This is a genomic window from Microbacterium sp. LWH10-1.2, from assembly GCF_038397765.1.
In the GTDB taxonomy this organism is placed as follows: domain Bacteria; phylum Actinomycetota; class Actinomycetes; order Actinomycetales; family Microbacteriaceae; genus Microbacterium; species Microbacterium natoriense.
On the sequence record NZ_CP151638.1, the window covers coordinates 1489085 to 1511794 of the forward strand.

Annotated in this window: 25 protein-coding genes and 1 tRNA gene; 14 read left to right on the plus strand and 12 right to left on the minus strand. The window is 66.5% G+C overall.

Going from position 1 to position 22710, the window contains the following annotated elements:
* Window positions 1-52 precede the first annotated feature (52 nt).
* The 5 genes from pyk to MRBLWH10_RS07095 all read left to right on the plus strand — a co-directional run bounded on the left by pyk (window position 53) and on the right by MRBLWH10_RS07095 (window position 3294).
* Entirely contained in the window at window positions 53-1501 is a 1449-nt protein-coding gene (gene pyk / locus MRBLWH10_RS07075; protein ID WP_223586409.1) for a pyruvate kinase, read from the plus strand.
* Window positions 1502-1585: 84 nt separating this feature from the next.
* A tRNA-Leu gene (locus tag MRBLWH10_RS07080) sits at window positions 1586-1668 on the plus strand.
* Between the two features lie 113 nt (window positions 1669-1781).
* On the plus strand, window positions 1782-2399 hold the full coding sequence (locus tag MRBLWH10_RS07085) for a response regulator (protein WP_025103469.1): 618 nt from the start codon (window positions 1782-1784) through the stop codon (window positions 2397-2399).
* A gap of 2 nt (window positions 2400-2401) precedes the next feature.
* Complete coding sequence (locus MRBLWH10_RS07090) at window positions 2402-2941, plus strand: GNAT family protein (RefSeq protein ID WP_341942151.1); 540 nt, start codon at window positions 2402-2404, stop codon at window positions 2939-2941.
* 92 nt (window positions 2942-3033) lie between these two features.
* The gene (locus tag MRBLWH10_RS07095; protein ID WP_341942152.1) at window positions 3034-3294 is read left to right on the plus strand and encodes a hypothetical protein; all 261 of its coding nucleotides are present in this window, start codon (window positions 3034-3036) and stop codon (window positions 3292-3294) included.
* Here the strand turns inward: MRBLWH10_RS07095 and MRBLWH10_RS07100 are convergent, their stop codons facing one another.
* Window positions 3295-3717, minus strand: a complete 423-nt coding sequence (locus MRBLWH10_RS07100) for a hotdog fold thioesterase (protein WP_105677426.1) — start codon at window positions 3715-3717, stop codon at window positions 3295-3297. It lies immediately after the preceding gene.
* A 45-nt stretch (window positions 3718-3762) separates the two neighbouring features.
* Between MRBLWH10_RS07100 and polA the strand changes: the two genes are divergently transcribed.
* The 6 genes from polA to MRBLWH10_RS07130 all read left to right on the plus strand — a co-directional run bounded on the left by polA (window position 3763) and on the right by MRBLWH10_RS07130 (window position 12155).
* Entirely contained in the window at window positions 3763-6396 is a 2634-nt protein-coding gene (gene polA, locus MRBLWH10_RS07105) for a DNA polymerase I (protein WP_223586412.1), read from the plus strand.
* Between the two features lie 61 nt (window positions 6397-6457).
* The gene (locus tag MRBLWH10_RS07110; RefSeq protein WP_341942153.1) at window positions 6458-8134 is read left to right on the plus strand and encodes a DUF885 domain-containing protein; all 1677 of its coding nucleotides are present in this window, start codon (window positions 6458-6460) and stop codon (window positions 8132-8134) included.
* Between the two features lie 54 nt (window positions 8135-8188).
* A complete protein-coding gene (locus tag MRBLWH10_RS07115) occupies window positions 8189-9217 on the plus strand; it encodes an LLM class flavin-dependent oxidoreductase (RefSeq protein WP_341942154.1) in 1029 nt (342 codons plus the stop codon).
* Between the two features lie 36 nt (window positions 9218-9253).
* Window positions 9254-10606, plus strand: a complete 1353-nt coding sequence (locus MRBLWH10_RS07120) for an MFS transporter (RefSeq protein ID WP_341942155.1) — start codon at window positions 9254-9256, stop codon at window positions 10604-10606.
* A gap of 35 nt (window positions 10607-10641) precedes the next feature.
* The gene (locus tag MRBLWH10_RS07125) at window positions 10642-11403 is read left to right on the plus strand and encodes an SGNH/GDSL hydrolase family protein (RefSeq protein ID WP_341942156.1); all 762 of its coding nucleotides are present in this window, start codon (window positions 10642-10644) and stop codon (window positions 11401-11403) included.
* Entirely contained in the window at window positions 11400-12155 is a 756-nt protein-coding gene (locus MRBLWH10_RS07130; protein WP_341942157.1) for a formylglycine-generating enzyme family protein, read from the plus strand. Before MRBLWH10_RS07125 ends, MRBLWH10_RS07130 begins: the two co-directional genes overlap by 4 nt.
* Window positions 12156-12190: 35 nt before the next feature.
* Here the strand turns inward: MRBLWH10_RS07130 and MRBLWH10_RS07135 are convergent, their stop codons facing one another.
* The 3 genes from MRBLWH10_RS07135 to MRBLWH10_RS07145 form a co-directional block, all read right to left on the minus strand.
* The gene (locus MRBLWH10_RS07135) at window positions 12191-13516 is read right to left on the minus strand and encodes an MFS transporter (RefSeq protein WP_341942158.1); all 1326 of its coding nucleotides are present in this window, start codon (window positions 13514-13516) and stop codon (window positions 12191-12193) included.
* Window positions 13517-13597: 81 nt separating this feature from the next.
* The gene (locus MRBLWH10_RS07140) at window positions 13598-13897 is read right to left on the minus strand and encodes a DUF1905 domain-containing protein (RefSeq protein ID WP_341942159.1); all 300 of its coding nucleotides are present in this window, start codon (window positions 13895-13897) and stop codon (window positions 13598-13600) included.
* A gap of 24 nt (window positions 13898-13921) precedes the next feature.
* Complete coding sequence (locus tag MRBLWH10_RS07145; protein WP_105677509.1) at window positions 13922-14302, minus strand: DUF1761 family protein; 381 nt, start codon at window positions 14300-14302, stop codon at window positions 13922-13924.
* Window positions 14303-14378: 76 nt separating this feature from the next.
* On the opposite strand from MRBLWH10_RS07145, the gene MRBLWH10_RS07150 reads away from it, so the two are divergent.
* Window positions 14379-15005, plus strand: coding sequence for a TetR/AcrR family transcriptional regulator (locus MRBLWH10_RS07150; RefSeq protein ID WP_341942160.1), 627 nt, complete (start codon window positions 14379-14381; stop codon window positions 15003-15005).
* 24 nt (window positions 15006-15029) lie between these two features.
* On the opposite strand, the gene MRBLWH10_RS07155 is transcribed toward MRBLWH10_RS07150, so the two are convergent.
* A complete protein-coding gene (locus tag MRBLWH10_RS07155) occupies window positions 15030-15521 on the minus strand; it encodes a hypothetical protein (RefSeq protein ID WP_341942161.1) in 492 nt (163 codons plus the stop codon).
* A 119-nt stretch (window positions 15522-15640) separates the two neighbouring features.
* On the opposite strand from MRBLWH10_RS07155, the gene MRBLWH10_RS07160 reads away from it, so the two are divergent.
* Window positions 15641-16174: a hypothetical protein gene (locus tag MRBLWH10_RS07160; protein WP_341942162.1), complete on the plus strand. Its 534-nt coding sequence runs from the start codon at window positions 15641-15643 to the stop codon at window positions 16172-16174.
* A gap of 159 nt (window positions 16175-16333) precedes the next feature.
* Here the strand turns inward: MRBLWH10_RS07160 and MRBLWH10_RS07165 are convergent, their stop codons facing one another.
* The 4 genes from MRBLWH10_RS07165 to MRBLWH10_RS07180 all read right to left on the minus strand — a co-directional run bounded on the left by MRBLWH10_RS07165 (window position 16334) and on the right by MRBLWH10_RS07180 (window position 18526).
* Window positions 16334-16861 (minus strand): GNAT family N-acetyltransferase, encoded by a 528-nt coding sequence (locus MRBLWH10_RS07165; RefSeq protein WP_341942163.1) that lies wholly within the window; start codon window positions 16859-16861, stop codon window positions 16334-16336.
* The gene (locus MRBLWH10_RS07170; protein ID WP_341942164.1) at window positions 16854-17183 is read right to left on the minus strand and encodes a hypothetical protein; all 330 of its coding nucleotides are present in this window, start codon (window positions 17181-17183) and stop codon (window positions 16854-16856) included. Before MRBLWH10_RS07170 ends, MRBLWH10_RS07165 begins: the two co-directional genes overlap by 8 nt.
* A gap of 58 nt (window positions 17184-17241) precedes the next feature.
* Window positions 17242-17763, minus strand: coding sequence for a hypothetical protein (locus tag MRBLWH10_RS07175; protein ID WP_341942165.1), 522 nt, complete (start codon window positions 17761-17763; stop codon window positions 17242-17244).
* 301 nt (window positions 17764-18064) lie between these two features.
* The gene (locus MRBLWH10_RS07180; RefSeq protein WP_105677512.1) at window positions 18065-18526 is read right to left on the minus strand and encodes an NUDIX domain-containing protein; all 462 of its coding nucleotides are present in this window, start codon (window positions 18524-18526) and stop codon (window positions 18065-18067) included.
* Between the two features lie 331 nt (window positions 18527-18857).
* On the opposite strand from MRBLWH10_RS07180, the gene MRBLWH10_RS07185 reads away from it, so the two are divergent.
* A complete protein-coding gene (locus MRBLWH10_RS07185) occupies window positions 18858-19430 on the plus strand; it encodes a class I SAM-dependent methyltransferase (protein WP_341942166.1) in 573 nt (190 codons plus the stop codon).
* 4 nt (window positions 19431-19434) lie between these two features.
* Here the strand turns inward: MRBLWH10_RS07185 and MRBLWH10_RS07190 are convergent, their stop codons facing one another.
* From MRBLWH10_RS07190 to MRBLWH10_RS07200, 3 genes are read right to left on the minus strand one after another with little or no spacing between them, the layout of a single operon-like run.
* Entirely contained in the window at window positions 19435-21786 is a 2352-nt protein-coding gene (locus tag MRBLWH10_RS07190) for an excinuclease ABC subunit UvrA (RefSeq protein ID WP_341942167.1), read from the minus strand.
* 19 nt (window positions 21787-21805) lie between these two features.
* Window positions 21806-22216, minus strand: coding sequence for a VOC family protein (locus MRBLWH10_RS07195; protein WP_223586423.1), 411 nt, complete (start codon window positions 22214-22216; stop codon window positions 21806-21808).
* A 10-nt stretch (window positions 22217-22226) separates the two neighbouring features.
* Window positions 22227-22619: a helix-turn-helix transcriptional regulator gene (locus tag MRBLWH10_RS07200; protein WP_223587462.1), complete on the minus strand. Its 393-nt coding sequence runs from the start codon at window positions 22617-22619 to the stop codon at window positions 22227-22229.
* Window positions 22620-22710 lie beyond the last annotated feature (91 nt).

A 22710-nucleotide genomic window follows, 5' to 3' on the forward strand; every position in this document is an offset into this window, starting at 1 on the left:
CGCGGCACCGTCGCCTGATTTCTAATCCCCCCCCTCTACCCTGGAGAATCTGTTGAGACGCGCGAAAATCGTCGCCACCCTGGGCCCAGCCACCTCTACGTATGACACCGTGCGAGCGATCATCGAGGCTGGTGTGGACGTCGCCCGACTGAACCTCAGCCACGGCGACTACTCCGTGCACGAGGCGAACTACGCCAACGTCCGCCGCGCTGCGGATGACGCAGGCAAGGCGGTCGCGGTCCTCGTCGACCTGCAGGGGCCGAAGATCCGCCTCGGCAAGTTCGAGGCCGGACCCTACGAGCTCGCGGTCGGGGACATCTTCAAGATCACGACCGAGGACATCATCGGCAACAGGGAGATCTGCGGTACGACCTTCAAGGGTCTGCCCCAGGACGTCAAGGCGGGGGACTTCCTGCTGATCGACGACGGCAAGGTGCGCGTCGAGGTCGTCGACACCGACGGCGTCACGGTCACCACTCGCGTAATCGTCGCGGGAGCGGTGTCGAACAACAAGGGCATCAACCTGCCCGGTGTCGCCGTGAACGTCCCCGCGCTGAGCGAGAAGGACGAGGACGACCTGCGTTGGGGTCTGCGCACCGGCGCCGACCTCATCGCGCTGTCGTTCGTGCGCAACGCCGCCGACGTCGACCGGGTCCACGAGATCATGGCCGAAGAGGGCGTGAAGGTCCCCGTCATCGCCAAGATCGAGAAGCCGCAGGCGGTGGATGCTCTCGAGGAGATCGTCGACGCGTTCGACGGCATCATGGTCGCCCGAGGCGACCTCGGCGTCGAGCTCCCGCTCGAGGCCGTTCCGATCGTGCAGAAGCGCGCCGTCGAACTCGCCCGTCGCATGGCGAAGCCCGTCATCGTCGCGACGCAGATGCTCGAGTCGATGATCAGCAGCCCGGTGCCGACGCGTGCAGAGACGTCCGATGTCGCGAACGCCGTGCTGGACGGTGCGGACGCGGTCATGCTCTCCGGAGAGACCAGCGTCGGCGAGTATCCGGTCGTGGTCGTGGAGACCATGGCCCGTATCGTCGAGTCGACCGAGGAGCACGGCCTGGAGCGCGTCGCCCCGCTCACGACCAAGCCGCGCACGCAGGGTGGCGCGATCACCCTCGCGGCTCTGGAGGTCGCGGAGTTCGTCGAGGCGAAGTTCCTCTGCGTCTTCACCCAGTCCGGTGACTCCGCTCGCCGACTGTCGCGGCTGCGCTCGCGCATCCCGATGCTCGCGTTCACGCCAGAGCCCGGCATCCGCCGCCGTATGGCGCTGACCTGGGGCATCCACTCGACCCTCGTCGAGATGGTGCAGCACACCGACCTCATGTACCACCAGGTCGACGAGTACCTCCTCGGCAACAAGCTCGCAGAGGAAGGGGACAGGGTCGTCGTGATCTCCGGTTCCCCTCCCGGGATCATCGGGTCGACGAACGACCTCCGCGTCCACAAGGTCGGCGACGCGATCCGCGGTGCGGCGCCGATTTACAAGGCCGGCGTCTGACGATTTCGTACACTGCGCGCCGCACCCCCTCATCGGGGTGCGGCGCGCAGTCGTCTATCGGGCGTGCGATAGGGTCTACGGTGGGCCGGCGTGGCGGAATGGCAGACGCGGAGCACTCAAAATGCTTTGTCCGAAAGGGCGTGTGGGTTCGAGTCCCACCGCCGGCACCCAGAATCGCGAGCGGTCCGAACGTCGCTCGCGACAAGCGCTCGACACGGCGGATCGCGGCACGGCATCGCCCCGCGGCCAGCGCCGGAGCCTGGTTCGATAGGATAGACCTGTGACTGAGCAAGAGCAGGCTGAGCAGCCCACGGCATCCGCACCCCGACGCGTCGTCGTCGCCGAGGACGAATCGCTGATCCGCCTCGACATCGTCGAGATCCTCCGCGACAACGGCTTCGACGTCGTCGGAGAGGCGGGCGACGGCGAGACGGCCGTCGCACTCGCCACGGAGCTTCGCCCCGACCTCGTCATCATGGACGTCAAGATGCCGCAGCTCGACGGCATCAGCGCCGCCGAGAAGCTGCACAAGGGCAACATCGCCCCCGTCGTGCTGTTGACCGCATTCAGCCAGAAGGAGCTCGTCGAGCGCGCGAGCGAGGCCGGCGCCCTGGCCTATGTCGTGAAACCGTTCACGCCGAACGACCTGCTTCCCGCGATCGAGATCGCTCTGGCCCGCCACGAGCAGATCATCACGCTCGAGGCCGAGGTCGCCGACATGGTCGAGCGCTTCGAGACCCGCAAGCTCGTCGACCGTGCCAAGGGACTCCTCAACGAGAAGATGGGGCTGTCCGAGCCGGAGGCGTTCCGCTGGATCCAGAAGGCGTCCATGGACCGTCGTCTGACCATGCAGGATGTCGCCAAGGCCATCATCGAGCAGCTCGCGCCGAAGAAGTAGCAGTGCGTCCGCTTGACGCGGAGCACACTCTGCGGGCGGTGCGGATCGGTGATGGCGCCGCGCTGGCTCGCGCTTACACCTCCAATCGGAGCCATCTGGCTCCGTGGGATCCGTCGCGGCCTGCGGAGTTCTTCACGGAGGCCTGGCAGGAGAACCACTCCCGGCTGAGCGTCGAAGAGGCCGCTGCCAGACGGAGTGCGCGTTTCGTGATCGTGTCCGGCGACGGCGAGATCCGCGGACGCATGAATCTCAACAACATCGTCCGGGGAGCATTCTGGAGCGCCGATCTCGGCTATTGGATCGACGCGACCCGGCTGCGACGAGGACTCGCATCGAAAGCGGTCGCGCAGGTCATGGCGTACGCGGCCGACGAACTCCATCTGCACCGCGTGCAGGCCGCCACATTGGTGCACAACACCGGCTCGCAGCGTGTGCTGCTCGGGAGCGGGTTCGCTCAGATCGGGATGGCCCCTCGATACCTCCGCATCGCGGGGGAGTGGCAGGATCATCTGCTGTTCCAGCGAGTCCTCGGCGAAGCCTGACTCTCCCTCCCCAGCACGTCATTGTGGGGGATCTCTCCACTGGTGCCGGTCACCGGGCGCGGTGGCCTGCGCGGGCGGCGTATCTTCGACGCATGGCGATGACACCCACGCAGGCAGACCTCCGGATGGAACAGAACACCAACGACATCTCCGCGATCTACGAACTGCTCGAGGAGATGAATGCACGGCTCGCCGGGCATGATCTGCAGCTGGGCAGCATCGGCGTCCGCTTGGACGGGATCGATGGTCGTCTGGACGGGCTCGACGGTCGTCTGGACGGGATCGATGGTCGCCTCGACGGGCTGTCGTCTCAGATGACCGAGGTGCTCAGTCTCTTGAAGAGCCGTCCCTGATCAGGCGGGGAGATCCTTGATCATGTTCGTGATGCGAATCGTGGAGCACCGACGACCCTGATCATCGGAGATGACGATCTCGTGCACGGTGATGCTACGGCCGAGGTGGATCGGCGTGCATACGCCGGTCACCGTGCCCGAGGTCGCGGAGCGGGTGTGCGTCGCGTTGATATCGACGCCGACGGCGAGTCGTCCCGGTCCGGCATGGAGGTTCGCCGCCATCGATCCGAGCGACTCGCCGAGGACCACGTACGCACCTCCGTGGACGAGCCCAACCGGCTGGGTGTTGCCCTCGACAGGCATCGTGCCGACGGAGCGCTCGACGGAGAACTCGGTGAACTCGATGCCCATCTTCTCGGCCAATGCGCCCATGCCGCGGGCGGTCGCCCACTCGAGTCCTTCGCTCGTCGTGACGTCGCTCATGAATCCTCCTCAGCGGGTGTCTGTCGTCCTCGTTAGGCTGACAGGGTGACGGACTCCGCAAAGCCTACCCTCATGGTCGTCGACGGCCATTCGCTCGCCTATCGTGCCTTCTTCGCCCTTCCGGTCGAGAACTTCACGACCAAGGACAACCAGCACACGAACGCCATCTACGGCTTCCTGTCGATGCTGGTCAACCTCATCAAGGCCGAGCAACCCACCCACATGGCCATCGCGTTCGACACGTCGCGGCACTCGTTCCGCACCGACGAGTACCCCGAGTACAAGGCCACGCGGTCCGAGACGCCTCAGGAGTTCCGAGGCCAGATCCCGCTGCTGCAGGACTGCCTCGCCGCGATGTCGATCCCAGTGCTGACCAAAGAGGGCATCGAGGCCGACGACATCCTGGCCACCCTCGCATCGCAGGGCGCCGCCCAGGGCTACGACGTGCTGGTCGTCTCCGGAGATCGCGACACGATCCAGCTCGTCACCGATGACGTCACCCTCCTGTATCCGTCGGTGCAGGGCGTCTCCCAGCTCAAGCGTTACGACCCGACGACGGTGCAGGAGCGCTACGGCGTCCGCCCCGAGCAGTACCCCGACATCGCGGCGCTGGTCGGCGAGACGAGCGACAATCTGCCGGGAGTGCCGAAGGTGGGCGAGAAGACCGCCGTGAAATGGCTCACGCAGTTCGGGTCTCTGGACGATCTCCTCGAGCGCTCCGGGGAGATCAAGGGCGTCGTCGGCGGCAACCTGCGAGATCACATCGAGGATGTTCGACGCAACCGCAAGCTGAACAGGCTGCTCACCGACGTCGAGCTGCCCGTGGCGCCTGACGACCTGGCGGTCACGCCGATCGATGCGCAGGCCGTGCGCGACATCTTCGCCCGACTCGAGTTCCGCACGCTCCTTCCGCGCGTGTTCGAGGCCGTCGGCGCAGGAGAGGTGGCAGACGACCCGGCATCCGTCGTCGTGCTCCCCGAACCGGTCGAGGTCGATCCGGCGGCCTTCGTCGCATGGGCGACGGGCGTGCAGGGCGACATCGCGCTCACCCTCACCACGCAGTCGGGCGCTCCGTCACGCCTGGGTGCCGCGACGGAGACCGAGCTCCGGGAGCTCGACTGGAGCGCCGAAGCCGAGGAGGCTCTTCGCGGCTGGCTCGAGTCCGACGCTCCGAAGATCATCCACGACGCGAAGCCGCAGGTGAAGGCTCTTCTCCGTCGCGACGTCCGCCTCGGCGGGCTCGTGTACGACACGAGCCTCGCAGGATGGCTCCTGCGGCCGAGCTTCCCCGACAAGTCCCTCAGCGACCTCGTGGAGCGGTACCTGGGAGAGAAGCTGCCCGAGGCCGATCCCTCGCAGCTCGTCCCCGAGACCGAGGGCGCGACGCCCTCGCAGGAGGCATGGTTCGCCCTCCGCGTCGCGGCGGCACTGCGTGAGGACATCCCGGACTCGGTCGCGGCCGTCCTCACGGACATCGAGCTGCCGACCCTGCTCACGCTCGCCGACATGGAGGTCGCCGGCGTCGCCGTCTCTCACGACGTCCTGTCCACGTTCTCGGGCGAACTGGGAATCCGGGCCGAGGGCATCGCTCAGGAGGCGTTCGCTCTCGTCGGACGCGAGTTCAACCTCGGTTCGCCGAAACAGCTCCAGGAGGTGCTGTTCGACGATCTGCAGCTGCCCAAGACGCGCAAGACCAAGACCGGATACTCGACGGATGCCGCGGTGCTCGCCGATCTCCAGGAGTCGAACCCGCATCCGTTCCTGGGACTGCTGCTGCAGCACCGCGAGGCGACCAAACTCCGCCAGATCATCGAGTCCCTCGACACGGCGATCGGCGACGATCACCGGATCCACACCACGTACGTGCAGACGGGGAGCCAGACGGGCCGTCTGTCGAGCACAGACCCGAATCTGCAGAACATCCCCGTGCGCACCGAGGAGTCTCGGCGCATCCGCAGCGCCTTCCAGGTCGGAGAGGGCTACGAGTCGCTGCTCACCGCCGACTACTCGCAGATCGAGATGCGCATCATGGCGCACCTGTCGGGAGACGAGGGGCTCATCGAGGCCTTCAACAGCGGCGAGGACCTGCACCGCTTCGTCGGCGCCCGGGTCTTCGGGGTCGAGCCGAGCGATGTCACCTCTGCCATGCGCACGAAGGTGAAGGCCATGTCCTACGGGCTCGTCTACGGCCTCTCGGCGTTCGGTCTCTCGAAGCAGCTGCGCATCGAGCAGTCCGAGGCGAAGCAGTTGATGGTGGAGTACTTCGCCCGTTTCGGCGCCGTCCGCGACTACCTGCGGGCTTCTGTGCTCAAGGCCAAGGAGGTCGGCTACACCGAGACGATCTTCGGACGGCGTCGGCCGTTCCCCGACCTCGCGAGCCCGAACCGCGTGCTCCGCGAGAACGCCGAACGTGCTGCCCTCAACGCGCCGATCCAGGGGAGCGCAGCCGACATCATGAAGATCGCGCTGTTCCACATCCACGACGATCTCCGCACAGAGGGGCTCGGGTCGCGGGTACTGCTGCAGATCCACGACGAACTCGTGCTCGAAGTCGCCCCGGGGGAGTGGGATGCCGCAGAGCGCATCGTCCGCGCCCGTATGGGTGACGCTGCAGCGCTGACTGTTCCGCTCGATGTGCAGGTCGGTCGGGGCCAGGACTGGAACGAGGCCGCCCACTGATCTCGGCGGCGACCCGGTTCCCGATATGTTGCGAGGGGGTGCCGCGGGCTACGCTGGAGGGATGACTTCCGCACCCCGCACCCCGTCAGCCATCGACAAGGTCGCCGACGAGTGGGTCGACACGATCGCCGTCCTCGCTCCCACCCTCGGCACCTACATCGGCCGTTCCGAGGTAAACGATCGCTTCGGTGATCTGAGCCCGCAGGGTCACGAGGAGGTCGCCGCGGCGACGAGGGCGACGCTCGCGAAGCTGGCCGCCCTCGAGCCGGTCGATGCCATCGATGAGGTGACCAAGAACGATCTCAGCGCCGAGCTGAGCCTCGATCTCGAGCTCCACGAGGCGAACTGGCACCTGCGCGACCTCAACGTGATCGCGTCTGCCGCACAGGATGTCCGTGCCGCGTTCGACCTGATGCCGACCGCGACGAGCGACGACTGGTCGGTGATCGCCACGCGACTCGCTGCCGTCCCCGATGCGCTCCGCGGCTACACCGAGACGCTCCGCGCCGGTATCGCGGCGGGCGTCACACCCGCACGCCGTCAGGTCACCGAGGTCGCCACGCAGATCGATCGCTACACGGCCGATGACGGCTTCTTCGCCGAGTTCGTCGCGAACGGCGGCCCCGAGGAAGGCAACCTCCCGGCATCCCTCGCCCGTACCCTCGCCGACAACTCCGCAGCGGCCCGCGTCGCCTACCACGAGCTGCGTCGTTTCCTCGCTGAGGAACTCGCGCCGGTGGCGAGCGAGGTCGATGCTGTGGGCCGGGAGCTCTACGCGCTGAACTCGCGTCGCTTCCTCGGCGCCACGATCGATCTCGATGAGACGTACGAGTGGGGGCGCGAGGAACTCGCGCGCATGGTCGCGGAGCAGACGGCGATCGCGAATGAGATCTTCCCCGGAGCCTCGGTCGAGGAAGCCGTCGCGCACCTGGAGTCCGACCCGTCGCGAAAGCTCGTGGGCACCGACGCGCTCCAGCGCTGGATGCAGGAGACGAGCGATCGTGCCGTCGCCGAGCTCGGTGCGACCCACTTCGACATCCCCGAAGCGATCCGTACCCTCGAGTGCATGATCGCGCCGACGCAGGAGGGCGGGATCTACTACACCGGCCCGACCGATGACTTCTCGCGCCCCGGTCGCATGTGGTGGTCCGTCCCCGAGGGCGTCACCGAGTTCGACACCTGGCGTGAGCTGACCACCGTGTACCACGAGGGCGTCCCTGGCCATCACCTGCAGATCGCGCAGGCGGTGTACAACCGCGCGGAGCTGAACTCCTGGCGGCGCCTGCTCGCCGGCACCTCCGGCCACGCCGAGGGGTGGGCTCTGTACGCCGAGCGCCTGATGCAGCAGCTCGGCTATCTCGACGATCCGGCCGACCGTCTCGGCATGCTCGACGGCCAGCGCATGCGTGCGGCGCGTGTGGTCCTCGACATCGGCGTGCACCTGGGCAAGCCGCGGCTCGAGGGCGATGGGGTCTGGGATGCGGACTACGCTCTCGCCTTCATGCGCAAGAACGTGAACATGTCGGATCAGTTCGTCCAGTTCGAGGTCAACCGCTATCTCGGCTGGCCGGGGCAGGCGCCGTCCTACAAAGTCGGGCAGCGCATCTGGGAGCAGGTTCGTGAGGCGTACCAGGCCGAGCGCGGTGCAGACTTCGACGTCAAGGAGTTCCACAAGAGGGCGCTCGACATGGGTGGAGTCGGTCTCGACACGCTGCGCACCGCATTGCTCGAGAAGTAGCGGGAATGGTCCGGCCTGCACCGGTGTTCATGCATCTGAATGGAAAGGGATGACATGAGCATCGAGTTCGGGCTGGACACCTTCGGCGACATCACCAGAGACGCGGGCGGCGACCTCCTCAGCGGCGCGCAGACGATCAGGAACGTCGTGGCGCAGGCCGAGCTGGCAGACGCCGTCGGCGTCGATTTCTTCGGCGTGGGGGAGCACCACCGTCCGGAGTTCGCCGTGTCCGCACCCGAGATGGTTCTCGCGGCGATCGCCGGGAAGACCGAGAACATCCGCTTGGGCACCGCCGTCACCGTGCTGTCATCGGACGATCCTGTCCGTGTCTTCGAGCGCTTCGCCACGCTGGATGCCGTCTCGAACGGCCGCGCGGAGGTCGTTCTCGGTCGCGGCTCGTTCATCGAGTCCTTCCCCCTCTTCGGGTATGACCTGCGCGACTACGAGGCTCTCTTCGAGGAGAAGCTCGACCTGTTCGTCCAGCTCCTGAAGGAGGAGCCCGTCACCTGGTCGGGCACGATGCGCGCGTCGCTGGAGAACGCGGATGTCTTCCCGAAGACGGAGAAGGGCCTGCGCACATGGGTCGGCGTCGGCGGCAGCCCTGAGTCGGTCGTGCGCGTGGCTCGGCACGGACTCGGGCTTATGCTGGCGATCATCGGCGGGCCCGCTGTGCGGTTCAAGCCGTTCGTCGATCTGTACCACCGCTCCGTCGCATCTTTCGGGACGACGTCGCACCCCGTCTCCGTGCACTCGCCCGGCCACATCGCGGACACCGACGACGAGGCATGGGATGCCGCATACTCCGGCTTCGAGGCGATGAACAACACGATCGGACGCGAGCGCGGGTGGCCTCCGTACAGCCGGGCGCGCTTCCAGAACGACGTCGGCCCCGAGGGCGCGCTGTACGTCGGCTCGCCCGACCGCGTGGCGACGAAGATCGCCGACACCGTCAAGACTCTCGGCCTGGGTCGCTTCGACCTGAAGTACGCCACGGGGACCCTCTCGCACGAGGCGATGATGCGCAGCATCGAGCTCTACGGCACCGAGGTCATGCCGCGCGTGCGCAGACTCCTCGCCGACTGACGGGGGAGGGGCGGCGCCGGCCCTACGATGAAGGACATGGCCAACACCTCTCTGCCGAGTCGTGCGTCTCTCGCCCAGCGCCTGGATGAGGTGCCGTTCACCAGGAGGCATCTGCGGCTCCTCACCGGTTCGGGTCTGGGCTGGGCACTCGACGCGATGGATGTCGGGCTCATCTCGTTCATCATCGCGGCGCTCACGCAGCAGTGGGAGCTGACGAAGCCCGAAGCCGGATGGGTCGCCTCGGTGGGCTTCATCGGAATGGCCGTCGGCGCGACGCTCGGAGGGCTGCTGGCGGACCGCCTGGGGCGCCGCCAGGTGTTCGCCATGACCCTGCTGATCTACGGGCTTGCGACAGGGGCGAGCGCGCTCGTCGGCGGCCTGGCGATGCTCCTGGTGCTGCGCTTCTTCGTGGGACTCGGGCTGGGTGCTGAGCTGCCCGTGGCGTCGACCTACGTGAGCGAGTTCGCTCCGGTGAAGATCCGCGGGCGCCTGATCGTGATCCTCGAAGCGTTCTGGGCGGTCGGGTGGACGGCCGCGGCGCTGATCGGTTTCTTCGTGATCCCGGCATCCGACGACGGCTGGCGCTGGGCTTTCGCGCTGGGGGCGATCCCCGCGGCGTACGCGCTGTTCGTGCGGTGGGGCATGCCGGAGTCGCCGCGGTGGCTCGCCATGCGCGGCCGCATCGCGGAGGCCGAGCGGATCGTCGTGTCCTTCGAGCTCGATGCGGGAATCGTGGCGGGTCCGGCGATCAGGAGGGAACCGCCGTCCAGGGCGATCACCGCGACCACGAGGTCACGCGTCACGACGCTGTGGCATCCGGAGTTCCGACTCCGTACGGTCTGCCTGTGGGTGGTGTGGCTGGGAGTCAATTTCGCCTACTACGGCGCTTTCATCTGGATACCGAGCATCCTCGTCGACGCGGGTTTCGATCTGGTCCGGTCGTTCGGGTTCACGCTGATCATCACACTCGCCCAGCTTCCGGGGTACGCCGTGGCCGCATGGCTGATCGAGGTATGGGGGCGGCGCAGCACGCTCTCGGTGTTCCTCGTCGGGGCTGCGATCTCCGCGGTGTTCTTCGGCACGGCGAGCACGGCCGGCACGATCATCGCCGCGGGGATGGCGCTGTCCTTCTTCACTCTCGGTGCATGGGGTGCGCTCTACGCCGTGACTCCGGAGGTCTACCCCACGTCTCTGAGGGCGACGGGCGCAGGATGGGCGGCCGGCATCGGGCGGGTGGCGTCGATCATCGCGCCGCTCGCGGTTCCGGCACTGCTGCTCATGGGAGGCGCGCCCCTCGTCTTCGTGATCTTCGGCATCTGCTTCCTCGTCGCCGCGCTGGCGGCCTGGGGTCTCAGCGACCGGAAGGGGCAGTCGCTGGACGACCGCTGAGCGCCGATGTCGCCACCCGGCCATAGGCTGAGGGGGTGGCAGATGTACGTTTCGTGGCGATCGGCGACTCCTTCACGGAGGGTGTCGGCGACGTCCTCCCCGACGGGCGGGAGCGCGGCTGGGCAGACCTGACCGCGCAGGGCTGGGCGGATGCCGCGGGGCACCCGATCCAGTACGCGAATCTCGCGATCCGGGGCAAGCTCGCCTGGCCGATCGTCCAGCAGCAGCTCGAGGCTGCGCTGGCCCTGCGTCCGACGCACCTCTCGTTCAACGGCGGAGGCAACGACGTGCTCCGGCCTCGAGCCGATGTCGAGCACATCGCCGACGCCTTCAGCCGCGTGCTGCGACGTTGCGACGAAGAGGGCGTGACCCTCATCCTGCTCTCCGGAGCGAACCCGAGCGGGCAGCTGCCGATGGGCAAGGTGTTCCAGAAGCGCGGAGATCTCCTGTCGGATGCCGTGCTGCGGCGGGTCGCCGAGCGTCCGGACGTCGTCACGGCGCTGAACTGGGGCGATCACGAGCTCTACCGACCGCAGTACTGGTCGGAGGATCGTCTTCACATGAACGCGGCCGGGCATCATCGCGTGGCCGCTCGCGTTCTGCACGCGCTCGGATTCGAGCCGCCGGAGAGCTGGTGGGCGCCGCGGGAGGAGCGGGCAATGGGCCCGGGTGGACTCGCCTACTATCGCGAATTCGTCGGGCCGTGGGTCAAACGGCGCGTGACAGGGACGTCGTCGGGGGATGGGCGCACCGCGAAGTACCCCGACTGGGTCGAGCGGACGCCACGGACGCCGTGACCGACATCGAGATGCGGCGGATCGCCGGCGGCGCCGTCACCCTGCATGACGCGCGACGCAAGGTCGAGCGTCTCGTCGAGGTGGAACCCTTCGAGATCGGTGTCTTCCCGATCACCGAGGAGCAGTTCGCCGAGGTGCTGCCGGTGCCGTCACGGCATCCGCGTCGTCCGGCGTCCGACCTGAGCTGGCTGAGAGCGGTGCACTTCTGCAACGCCGCATCGGAGTGGGAAGGACTCGACCCCGTCTACCGGTTCGACGGAGAGGACGTCAGCTGGGATGTGACCGCAGAGGGATACCGGCTGCCCACCGAGGCGGAGTGGGAGTTCGCCTGCCGCGCGGGCTCGACGGGCCCCCACTACGCGCCTCTCGCCGATGCGGCGTGGACCGGTGCGGACGGGGTCGCCTCTCCTCAGGATGTCGGCGGGAAGCTCCCGAACCTCAATGGCCTGTTCGACACCCTCGGCAACGTCTGGGAGTGGTGCTGGGATCTGCTGGACCCTGCGCGCTACGACGACTACCGCGTGTTCCGCGGGGGCGGCTTCGCGGATGATGCATGGAGCGTGCGCGCATCGGTCCGACGCGGGGGAGCGCCCCGCATGCATCATGAGGACGTCGGTCTCCGGGTCGCGAGAGGCGCTTTCGACACCCCTGGCGAAGCACAGGGGTGGTCAGCGAGGGCGGACGAGGAGAGAGCGGTCGTCGACGGCCCTGTGCCGTTCGGGTGGACGCCGCTCAGACGCCCCACCCGGTGACCTTCGTCCGGCCTCAGAGTCGCCGTTCGAGGCCGTCAACGACGCCGGTCGGGATCCAGGCCGACGCGGATGCGAGTGCGCTTGCGCTCGATGAGGATGAACACGGTGCCGAGGATCCACAACGGGATCGGCATGAGGAATGCGACGCGGAACGCATCGAGCGTGTAGGTGGCGGGTGTTCCCGCGCCCTGCAGATCGAGCGCGAGTCCGATCAGGAAGATCGCGATGAGCGCCGCGATGAAGCCACCCGCGTTCGTCACGCCCGTCGCGGTGCTCAGCCGGTGGGACGGGTTGTGCGTGCGGGCGTGGTCGAAGGCGATCATGGAGGCGGGGCCTCCGGTCGCGAGCGCGACGGCGAGCACGTACAGCATCCACTCGGGCGCTCGTGTGGGGAGCGCGATCACCGCGACCCAGGCGACCAGCTGGATGCCGACGGCGGGCAGGACGAGCCCGAAAGAGCGCTGGTTGGGCATGCGCCGAGACAGGTCGCCGATCACCGGGCCGAGTGCCATGCCCGCGACGACATACACCGAGATGATCGCCGCGGCATGCGCCGTGTCCAGTCCCTGTGCGGCGGTGAGGAACGGCATTCCCCAGAGCAGGACGAACGCGGTGCCGGCGAACGGCGTGGTGAAGTGGGACCAGAACGCGAGGCGGGTGCCCGGGTGCGCCCATGCGGCTCGGATGCCGACACCGGTGTCGATGGCGGAGGTGACGACGCGGATGACCCCCGTGTCCGTGTCGACGGTGACGTCCGCACCGCGCTCGGGCGGATGGTTGCGGATGACGAGGAAGACGAGGATCGCGAACAGCACTCCGAGTCCCGCGATGCTTCCGAAAGTGATCGTCCAGCTGGTGGCGTGCAGGAACGCGGCGAGCGGAACGAGCGCGACCAATTGCCCCGCCTGCCCGAGGATGCCGGTGAACTGCACCATCAGCGGCCCCCGCTGCGCCGGGAACCAGGTCGCCACGAGACGGAGCACCGCAGGGAAGATCGCGGCATCGCCTGCCCCGAGCAGGATGCGGGCGAGGATCGCGATGCCGATGCTGGGGGAGACCGCCATGGTCAGCTGCCCCGCCGCCATCAGGATCATGCCGATGGTCATGATCGGGCGCGATCCGTACTTGTCGAGAAGGACGCCGACCGGAATCTGCATCCCGCCGTAGACCGCCAGCTGCACGACGGCGAAGAGCGCGAGCGTCGAGGCGTCGGCTTGGAACCGGTCTGCAGCATCGACGCCGACGGCGCCCAGAGAGGTGCGATTCGTGATGGCCAGGACATAGGCGGCGACGCCGACGGACCAGATGAGCCAGGCCCGCCATCCCGGTGTGGCTGCGGGGGAGACGTGTACCTGCTTCACGGTTCAACGCTACTCCTGCTCGGCGGTTCGGATCGCGCCACCCGACGTCGCGGAACGACGAGTCGGCGTCCGCGGAGGAGGTCAGACGGAGCCGCTCAAACTCCGACGACCGGTCAGATGGACGGTGACGGCGTCTCCATCGGTCTTGCCGATCCTCTTCCTGATCGCGGACGCGACGGGCAGCTTGTGGGTTCCGTCACCGAGAGCCATGAAAGCGCCCCGGAACGGCACGTCATCGATGGTGCCCTCGACTTTGACCAGGCCCCGAGTGGCGAAGATCGACGCCGAGTCCGGCAGTTGCACACAGGTCCACGTGTCTCCGGCGCGAACCTTTCCCAGTGTCGCGGTGAAGGTGATGTCCAAGGGGGTCGTGCTGGTCATGAGGTTCTCCGATCGGGCTTCGTGTCAGAGGAAGAGGCCGATGATGACCCCGATGAGCGTGAGCTTGATGATCCAGTCGAGCAGATGCACGCCGGCTGCCGACAGGGCGGTGTTCTCATGCACCACGCCGCCCATGAGGAGGATGAGGGGGAGTGTGGAAAGGGCGAGGCCGAGCGCTGCGCCCGTCGCAGGGCCGTGCCAGTCGGCAGCCAGCATCAGCCCGGCGATCAACACGGAGGCGAGGATGCTCCGCAGCAGCACGCTGAGCATCTGGACGACGACGGGGAGACCGGGTCTCGGCGTCGCCGTTCGCGCGATGAGCGCAGAGACGGCGGGTATTGCATAGAGGGCGGCGCTGGCGAGGAATGAGGCTACCGACGCGACAAGGATTCCGATGACGATCATGACACTCCTTTAGTACCGATTAGTACTGAATGCTATTCCGCCAACTTTAGAACTGTCAAGTACTAAAGTAGTGACCATGACAGACAGCGTTCGCGGCCCCGGCCGACCTGCGGGGAGTTCCGGTGCCGACTTGGTCGCGGTCGCTCGAGGGGTGTTTCTGGAGCGTGGATACGCCGGGACCTCGATGGATGAGGTCGCCAAGCGCGCGAAGATCTCGAAGGCGTCCCTGTACCGGGAGCACTCGTCGAAGCCGGCACTCTTCGCCGCGGTCGTGCGCGATTGGGCGCACGCGGGGAGGGATGCGATGCGGCCGGCGTTGGCACGCCTGGGGGAGAGCGGTGACGTGAGGGCAGGGCTCGTGGAACTGGGGGAGACGATGCGAGCGGGCATCCTCAGCGCCCCCGTGCTGGAGATGCGTCGGCTGGTGACGGCTGAGGCCACGGCACACCCGGATGTGGCGGAGCGGTACCTCGAGGAGAGTTGGAACGCGAACATCGAGAACCTCGCCGCAGCGCTGCAGGGGATCAGTGAGCAGGGGCGGCTTCAGATCGAGGATTCTCACGCGGCCGCGGAGCAGTTCACCTGGCTCGTGATCGGCGCCCCGCTGAACGCGCAGTTGCTCGGAGGCGCTCCCGCCGGTGTCGACGTCTCACGAGCGGTCGCACTGTTCCTCGCAGGTTACGGGGTCGACGGCTCTCACTGAGCGTCCATGCACCGACACGTCCGCTCAGGGGAGTGCAGACAGGACGATCTCGTGGTCCCACTCATCCGTGAGTACCGATCGCAGCCGGTCGTCGCGACTCCCGACGCAGTACGGGGTGTGATCCGGATCGAGTACGGCGAGTCGCACAGGCGTGCCCAGAAGGCCCCACGGCTCGATGGCGTTGGCCACCAACCCGTCGACGACCAGGTCGGCGTACTGCGCCGACCACCACGCGTCAAAGACGCGGCGAAGCTCGCGGGGATCGATGGCGATCCAGATCCCATACGTGACCGTGTGTCCTGCGGTCAGGTGCACCGGCAGCAGGGCGCGTACGAACGCCCCGACGTTGTTCACCTGCATCATGACCGATGCATTGGCATCGGCGTCCGTCATCCAGATATCGGATGTGGGGATCTCTCCAGCATCCACGACGGGATCGGGTTTGACGAACCGCACGTGACGATCATGAAGATCCACGGAGTGACCGCATCGCTCGCATCTATCGGCGTTGGTCATGCTGAGAGCCTAGACGAGCGACTCCCACGCGACCGGGACGCAGCGGGACCGTCTCGTCAGCGAGATGCGCATCGCACGGGGATGTGAACCACTGAGCCGCCGACGGATACCCTTCAGGGGTGGACAACGAGGATCCGTGGAAGCTCTCCATCAGCGCGCTGCCCGAGCCGACACTGGATGAGGGCACGCTCACCAATCACCGGCTGCCGGACGGCGCAGGATTTCCGCCGTCGTACGTCTCTTTCGTCCGCTCGTTCGGCTGGGGGCGGCTGTTCGGTCTCTGGCTCATCTACACACCGGCCCCCACGGGATTCGGTGACGGCGTGGTGGGTCGAGGCCAACACCTGACTGATCGATTGCATGAGGACTTCGATGAGGGCCGGACAGACGGCTACGACTGGAAGGTCGAACCCCACGGCTCGTGGGAGATCGCGCAGCGACTTGTGGTCTTCGCCATGAGCGAGAACGGCGACTATCTCGCCTGGGACATCGGCGCCCGCGATGACGATGATGAGCTGACGATATATCACACGACCCGATTCGACTCGCTGACGAACATCGGCCGAGACCTGCACGAGGCGATCGAATGGCTTCGAGCACGCCACCGTGACTCAAGTGTCGACTTCACGCCGTTGACTCTCACCGCGCTGTGAGCGTCACCTCGGCTGGCGTAGGCGATGGCGCCGTCAGGGGAGGATGCGTCGGTTAGTCCCGGGACGCTTCCCACATGACTGGATAACCGGCTTATCGGTTCGAGGACTATTCGCCTGCAGGAGTGCGCGAGTGCTGCGTCGTTGACGAGAGCGCGGCGGCTAGCCGCGACTAAGTCCCATAACCTGAACATCAGGGGAGAGGAGCCCTAGTCTCCGCCATCCGCTCCGTTCATAGAGCTTTACGGCGGCATCGGAGGCGTCGGTTGTTGTGCTCAGCAAACACCGTCCCGTCACGCCATCGAGGAGCGCGTCATGGAGCGCGCGCCCGGTTCCAGCACGGCGGTTGGAGGAAAGGACACCGAGTTCGACGAACTCGAAGTGATCACCCATCCATTCTTCGGCGATGTGGGCGGGAAGACTTCTGGTCGCGAGGTCGGTCCAGTACTGTCCCGGTTTGCCTATGTATCCCCAACTGAATCCCAGCACCGTGTCGTCCTCAGCAGCGATCACAAGTCTGAATCCGTCGCGTTGCGCATGACGTGTGAACATCTCACGGTTCCAAGTTTCGTAGTCCTGGCTGTCGTCGAATACTGATGAATAGCACCGCCAAATTGCCGCACTCACTTCAGCGGCCTCCGCGCCGTTGAGTAGGACGAGCTTGGAGGGGCCGAACTGAGCCTCAGACATCGCGGCAGACGTCAACGATCAAGTTGCCTGGACCGCGGAGGTAGGCGGCCTCGGTTCCCCAATCGGTGCGTAGGGGCCCCTTCACAAGTTCAGCGCCTGCGTCGATAGCGCGAGCGACCGCAACTGTTACGTCCTCGACATACTGGTGGAGGATCACGCCATCCGCCGCGCCCCACGGCACCATCGCATCAACCGAGAGCATTACTCGAATCTCGCCGGCGTCGAGCTCTCCAAAATTGGGATCGTCAGACAAGACTCGCCAACCGTAGGCGCCCGCAAGCAGCCGGGTCGCTGTAGGAACGTCATCCACTTGAATGTCCACTGCTTGCACTCCCATGCGCCGCTCTCCGCTCAGTATCGTTTCTCAAGGACCGAGTTTCTCATAGCTGCTGGCGCTTGGTGGCGGGGTAGCTCGCCATCGCGTTGCCGGTTCGCGCGGAGTGGTTCGCCATGACCTTCGCTGAGTAGCCGAGGGGCGCTCCGAGCGTAGATGCATCGAGTTCCTTGGTCAGATTGAACAAGGTTGTGTTTCGAGTTGGTTGAGGCTGGATGCCGAAGATCTTGAGTCGATTCCAGAGAGTGTTCGCTGAGATGTGCTGGCCGGGTTTCGTGGACGGGAAGAGCCAAGATGAGTCCTTGTTCATCGATCGACTGCCGACGCCGTTGAGGTGCTCGTTGAAGAGTGGAATGAGCGATTCGGGAACGGGGGCCGGCTGATTTCCGAGCTCGATCGTCATGCCGTCGACCGCTGATGTGATTGCGTCGGCTTGCAGCGCGACGATCCGCCCGATGGGCGTGCCGTAGAGCAAGAAGATGATGGCTGCGACTCGCGTTGAGGGTATGACGTGGGCTGCCTCAAGGACGACGCGGATCGCGTCGAGTCGTTCTCGAGTTGCGGCCATCGGGGTGGTTTCGGCAGTCCGAGCTTTCGCTTTGAGGGCGCGGCGGTGGCCTGTGAGTTTCCTCTGCTGGAGGAAGGCTCGGACATGTTTGCGACTCGATGTTCCCTCTGACCAATAGAGGTCGATCTGCTCCTGGCGAAGGTCGTCGATCTTGGTGCGCTGTTCGGTGTCGAGCCAGACGAGGAACTTCCCAGATGAGGGCCTTTGTTCATGCTGTCAACGGTTGGCGTACCAGGGGAGGACTGTCTGCAAATCATGCCGATAGTCCTCTTACGACCTGACATAATGTGCATTATCGGCATTACCTCACGAGGTCGCTGGGCAGGTCGCGTATCCATTCGTTCGCGGCCGCGGGATACAGCGGAACCGTGAGCTGAGCGTCATCGAACGGACGCCACACGACAGGGACCGTCGAGCCGTCGGATTCCGTGAGCGCGCCGCCTTCGCTGGGCGGCATGTACGCCAGACGTCCGGTGTACAGCGCGACGATCTCATGACCGAGCTCACCGTTGAACCGGAAGATGTTCTCGACGACGCCCACATGCACCAGATCCAGGATCTCGGAGTCGAGTTCCTCCCGAACCTCGCGGATGATCGCCTCACGATGGGTTTCTCCGAGCTCGACGCTGCCGCCGACGAGACGGTCGTATCCGTCCGGGTTCTCCGTGGTCGGAGCATTCCTGCTGACGAGGTGCCGGGATCCATCGGGATGCGGTGCGATGAGCATCGTCTTGACGCGGATGTACGAGCGATCTACGGACATCCGTCCATTCTCCCGCTGCACTGACGGCCCGGCGTGCACCACGGCGGATAGGCTCGCATCGTGAACGAGAGCAACGTGGAGATCGGGTGGGAGGATGCGCGGGCGACGAACCGGGAGAACTGGGAGGATCGCGTGCCGCTGCACGAAGAGGCGTACGGGCTGGACGCGTACGACGATCCCGCGCACCTGAGCGATGTGGTCCGCGCGGATCTCACCGCCCTGGCGCCGTTCCTTCCTTCGGAGAGCCTCGCCGGGCTCGACCTGTGCCACCTGCAGTGTCATATCGGCACCGACACCGTCTCGTTGGCGCGTTGGCGCGATCGTCACGGGTGTGGACTTCTCCCCCTCTGCGCTCCACGCGGCGTCGAAGCTCGCGGAGCGCGCAGGTGTCGACGCGACCTGGGTCGAGACCGACGTCCTCGACGCCCGACGTGTCGTGACCGGAGACTTCGATGTCGTCTACACGAGCATCGGGACCATCACGTGGCTCGACGACCTGGACCGATGGGCGGCGCAGATCGTCGCGCTCCTTCGGCCCGGCGGGACGTTCTTCATCCGAGACGGTCATCCTCAGCTCTATGCGCTTGATGAGGACTCACCAACGCTGACCCTCCGCTACCCGTACTTCGGTGACGGCACCGCGCAGCAGTGGGACGACGAGTACACGTACGTCGGCGACGGCACGCTCGCGCATCCGCGAACCTACGAGTGGCCGCATCCGCTCTCCGAGATCCTCGGCTCCCTGCTCAGGGCAGGCCTGAGGCTCCTCCACTTCGACGAGGGGAAGACACTCCCCTGGCGGTTCAGTCAGCGGATGATCGAGGTGCCGGGCGGCTTCGCCTGGCCGGAGGCGGAGCAGAACCTCGTCCCGTGCACCTATACGATCATCGCGCGCCGCGACTGACCCTTCACGCCCCGACGTACTCGGCGAGGTGCTCCCCCGTCACCGTCGCCCTGCCGGCGACGAGATCGGCCGGAGTGCCCTCGAACACGACCCGGCCGCCGTCGTGACCTGCGCCGGGACCGATGTCGATGATCCAGTCGGCGTGAGCCATGACAGCCTGGTGGTGCTCGATGACGATGACCGTCTTGCCCGATTCCACCAGTCGATCCAGGAGCCCGAGGATGTTCTGCACATCGGCGAGGTGGAGTCCGGTGGTGGGTTCGTCGAGGACGTAGATGTCGCCCTTCTCCCCCATCTGGATCGCGAGCTTGATCCGCTGACGCTCGCCGCCCGACAGCGTCGACAGCGGCTGTCCGAGCGAGAGGTAGCCGAGTCCGACGTCTTGGAGCCGTCCGAGGATCGCCGCGGCCGCCGGCAGCTTGGCCTCACCCTCGGAGAAGAACACGCGCGCCTCGGCGACCGGCAGGTCGAGCACCTCGGTGATGTCCTTGCCCGCGAGCTTGTACTCCAGCACGCTGGCCTGGAAGCGCTTCCCGCCGCAGTCCTCGCACGGCGTCTCGATGGTGTCCATGAAGCCGAGCTCGGTGATGATCACGCCCGCCCCCTTGCAGGTGGGGCACGCTCCCTCGGAGTTGGCGCTGAACAGCGCAGGCTTCACGCCGTTCGCCTTCGCGAAGGCCTTGCGGATCGGCTCGAGCAGGCCGGTGTAGGTGGCGGGGTTGCTGCGACGGGAGCCTTTGATGGCCCCCTGGTCGATGGCGACGACGCCCTCGCGCTTCGAGACGGAGCCGTGGATGAGGGAGCTCTTGCCGGAGCCGGCGACGCCGGTCACGACCGTGAGCACGCCCTTGGGGATGTCGACGTCCACGTCCTGCAGATTGTTCGCTGTCGCTCCCCTCACCTCGATGGCGCCGTCGCCCGTGCGCACGGAGTCCTTGAGAGCCGCCCGATCGTCGAGATGCGCCCCGGTCTTGGTCCCGCTCGCCTTGAGCCCTTCGACGGTGCCCTCGAAGCAGATCTCGCCGCCGGCGCTGCCAGCGCCTGGTCCGAGGTCGACGACGTGGTCGCCGATGGCGATCGTCTCGGGCTTGTGCTCGACGACCAGCACCGTGTTGCCCTTGTCGCGCAGGCGCAGCAGCAGGGAGTTCATGCGCTGGATGTCGTGCGGGTGCAGGCCGATGGTCGGCTCATCGAACACATAGGTCACGTCCGTGAGGGATGAGCCGAGGTGACGGAGCATCTTGATGCGCTGCGCCTCTCCCCCCGACAGCGTGCCCGACGGGCGCTCCAGCGACAGGTAGCCGAGACCCAGAGTGACGAAGGCGTCGAGATTCGCGCTCAAGGCCTCGAGCAGCGGCCCTGCACCGGGCAGATCCAGCCCGCGCACCCAGGCCGCGAGGTCGGTCACCTGCATCCGGCATGCGTCGGCGATGCTGACACCGTCGATCTTCGACGAGCGGGCGCCCTCCGTCAGACGGGTGCCGTCGCATTCGGGGCAGACCGCGAACGTGGCGACGCGCTCGACGAACGCGCGGATGTGCGGCTGCAGCGCGTCGAGATCCTTGGAGAGCATCGACTTCGTGATCTTGGGGATGAGACCCTCGTAGGTCATGTTGATCCCGGAGATCTTGACCTTCGTGACCTCGCCGTAGAGGAAGAGGTGCCGCTGCTTCTCGCTGAACGCGGCGATCGGCTTGTCAGCCGGGTAGAACCCCGATTGCGAGAAGCCCTTCACCATCCATCCGTCTGCGGTGTAGCCGGGCACCATGATCGCGCCCTCGTCGAGGGACTTCGACTCGTCGACGATCTGGGCGAGGTCGAGATCGGAGACCGCTCCCCTCCCCTCGCACCGCGGGCACATGCCGCCGAGGTAGATCGCGTCCTTGACGATCTTCTTCTCCCCGCCGGGGCCCGTCATCACACCGCTGGCCTTCTGGGTGGGGATGTTGAAGGAGAACGCGGTCGGGCCGCCGATGTACGGCTGCCCCAGCTTGGAGAAGAGGATGCGCAGCATCGCGTTCGCGTCGGTGACCGTGCCGACCGTCGAGCGCGGGTTCGCTCCGAGACGCTCCTGATCGACGATGATCGCGGTCGTGAGCCCCTCGAGCACGTCGACGTCGGGACGAGGCACGGACGGCATGAATCCCTGCACGAAGGCGCTGTAGGTCTCATCGATCATCCGACGCGACTCCGCGGCGATGGTGTCGAACACCAGGGAGCTCTTCCCCGATCCGGACACCCCGGTGAAGACGGTGAGGCGTCGCTTCGGGATCTCCACGCTCACGTCTTTGAGGTTGTTCTCACGCGCGCCCTGCACGCGGATCAGGTCATGGGTGTCGGCGGCGTGCTGCTGCATCCTCTTGCTCTTCTCTCGATCAGGCGGTCTGCTGCAGACGCACCATGTTTCCGGCCGGATCGCGGAATGCGCAATCGCGGATGCCGTAGGGCTGGTCGATCGGCTCCTGGACGACGTCGGCGCCCCTCGCTTCGATCTCAGCGTACGCGGCGTCGACATCCGACGTCGCCAGGACGATCCCGCCGTAGCTGCCCTTCGCCATGAGCTCGAGGATCGTGGCGCGCTCCCCTTCGCTGATGCCGGGATCGACCGCGGGCGGCGTGAGGACGATGGCGGTGTCGGGCTGGCCGACCGGACCGACGGTGACCCACCGCATCTGCTCGTACCCGACGTCCTTGCGGACCTCGAATCCGAGCACGTCACGGTAGAAGGCGACGGATGCCTCGGCGTCCGTGTGCGGGAGGAAGCTGGCGTTGATGGTGATGTTCATGCCCACGACGCTACCGATCCCCTCGCTCCGACACTTCTCGATTCCTGATCGGTCTCGTCGCCTGTTTCTCCACCCATGAGGGGATGCCGGGTCCGGGCTCGGGATGACGGCGGTACTCGCGCGGCGACCGGCCGACGAGCTCCGAGAAGCGCGTGCTGAAGGTGCCCAGGGATTGGAACCCCACCTCGAAGCACACCTCGGTCACGCTGAGGTCGCCCCGTCGGAGCAGAGCCATCGCGCGCTCGATCCGACGCGTCATCAGGTAGGCGTACGGTGACTCCCCGTAGGTCTCGCGAAACTTGCGGCTGAGGTGCCCCGCCGACATATGCACGCCGGCCGCGAGGGCCGGGACGTCGAGCGGCCTGGCGTACTCGCGATCGATCCGGTCGCGCACGCGCCGCATGGCCGAGAGCTCGCGCAGCCGGGCATCGTCGACAGGGGTCACGTTCCGATACTGCCATGTCGTCGGATCACGGCCTATGACCGTGTGCAAC

What these genes read in the sequence shown, in the direction of transcription:
- MRBLWH10_RS07145 (WP_105677509.1), bottom strand. Translation starts at nt 14,302, where the DNA reads ATGATCGTCATCGGAATCCTTGTCGCGTCGGTAGCCTCATTCCTCGCC.
- MRBLWH10_RS07095 (WP_341942152.1), top strand. Translation starts at nt 3,034, where the DNA reads ATGGCGATGACACCCACGCAGGCAGACCTCCGGATGGAACAGAACACC.
- MRBLWH10_RS07190 (WP_341942167.1), bottom strand. Translation starts at nt 21,786, where the DNA reads ATGCAGCAGCACGCCGCCGACACCCATGACCTGATCCGCGTGCAGGGC.
- MRBLWH10_RS07140 (WP_341942159.1), bottom strand. Translation starts at nt 13,897, where the DNA reads ATGACCAGCACGACCCCCTTGGACATCACCTTCACCGCGACACTGGGA.
- MRBLWH10_RS07195 (WP_223586423.1), bottom strand. Translation starts at nt 22,216, where the DNA reads ATGAACATCACCATCAACGCCAGCTTCCTCCCGCACACGGACGCCGAG.
- MRBLWH10_RS07155 (WP_341942161.1), bottom strand. Translation starts at nt 15,521, where the DNA reads ATGACCAACGCCGATAGATGCGAGCGATGCGGTCACTCCGTGGATCTT.
- MRBLWH10_RS07175 (WP_341942165.1), bottom strand. Translation starts at nt 17,763, where the DNA reads ATGGCCGCAACTCGAGAACGACTCGACGCGATCCGCGTCGTCCTTGAG.
- MRBLWH10_RS07180 (WP_105677512.1), bottom strand. Translation starts at nt 18,526, where the DNA reads ATGTCCGTAGATCGCTCGTACATCCGCGTCAAGACGATGCTCATCGCA.
- MRBLWH10_RS07150 (WP_341942160.1), top strand. Translation starts at nt 14,379, where the DNA reads ATGACAGACAGCGTTCGCGGCCCCGGCCGACCTGCGGGGAGTTCCGGT.
- MRBLWH10_RS07115 (WP_341942154.1), top strand. Translation starts at nt 8,189, where the DNA reads ATGAGCATCGAGTTCGGGCTGGACACCTTCGGCGACATCACCAGAGAC.
- MRBLWH10_RS07100 (WP_105677426.1), bottom strand. Translation starts at nt 3,717, where the DNA reads ATGAGCGACGTCACGACGAGCGAAGGACTCGAGTGGGCGACCGCCCGC.
- MRBLWH10_RS07165 (WP_341942163.1), bottom strand. Translation starts at nt 16,861, where the DNA reads ATGTCTGAGGCTCAGTTCGGCCCCTCCAAGCTCGTCCTACTCAACGGC.
- MRBLWH10_RS07110 (WP_341942153.1), top strand. Translation starts at nt 6,458, where the DNA reads ATGACTTCCGCACCCCGCACCCCGTCAGCCATCGACAAGGTCGCCGAC.
- MRBLWH10_RS07120 (WP_341942155.1), top strand. Translation starts at nt 9,254, where the DNA reads ATGGCCAACACCTCTCTGCCGAGTCGTGCGTCTCTCGCCCAGCGCCTG.
- MRBLWH10_RS07200 (WP_223587462.1), bottom strand. Translation starts at nt 22,619, where the DNA reads ATGCGGCGCGTGCGCGACCGGATCGATCGCGAGTACGCCAGGCCGCTC.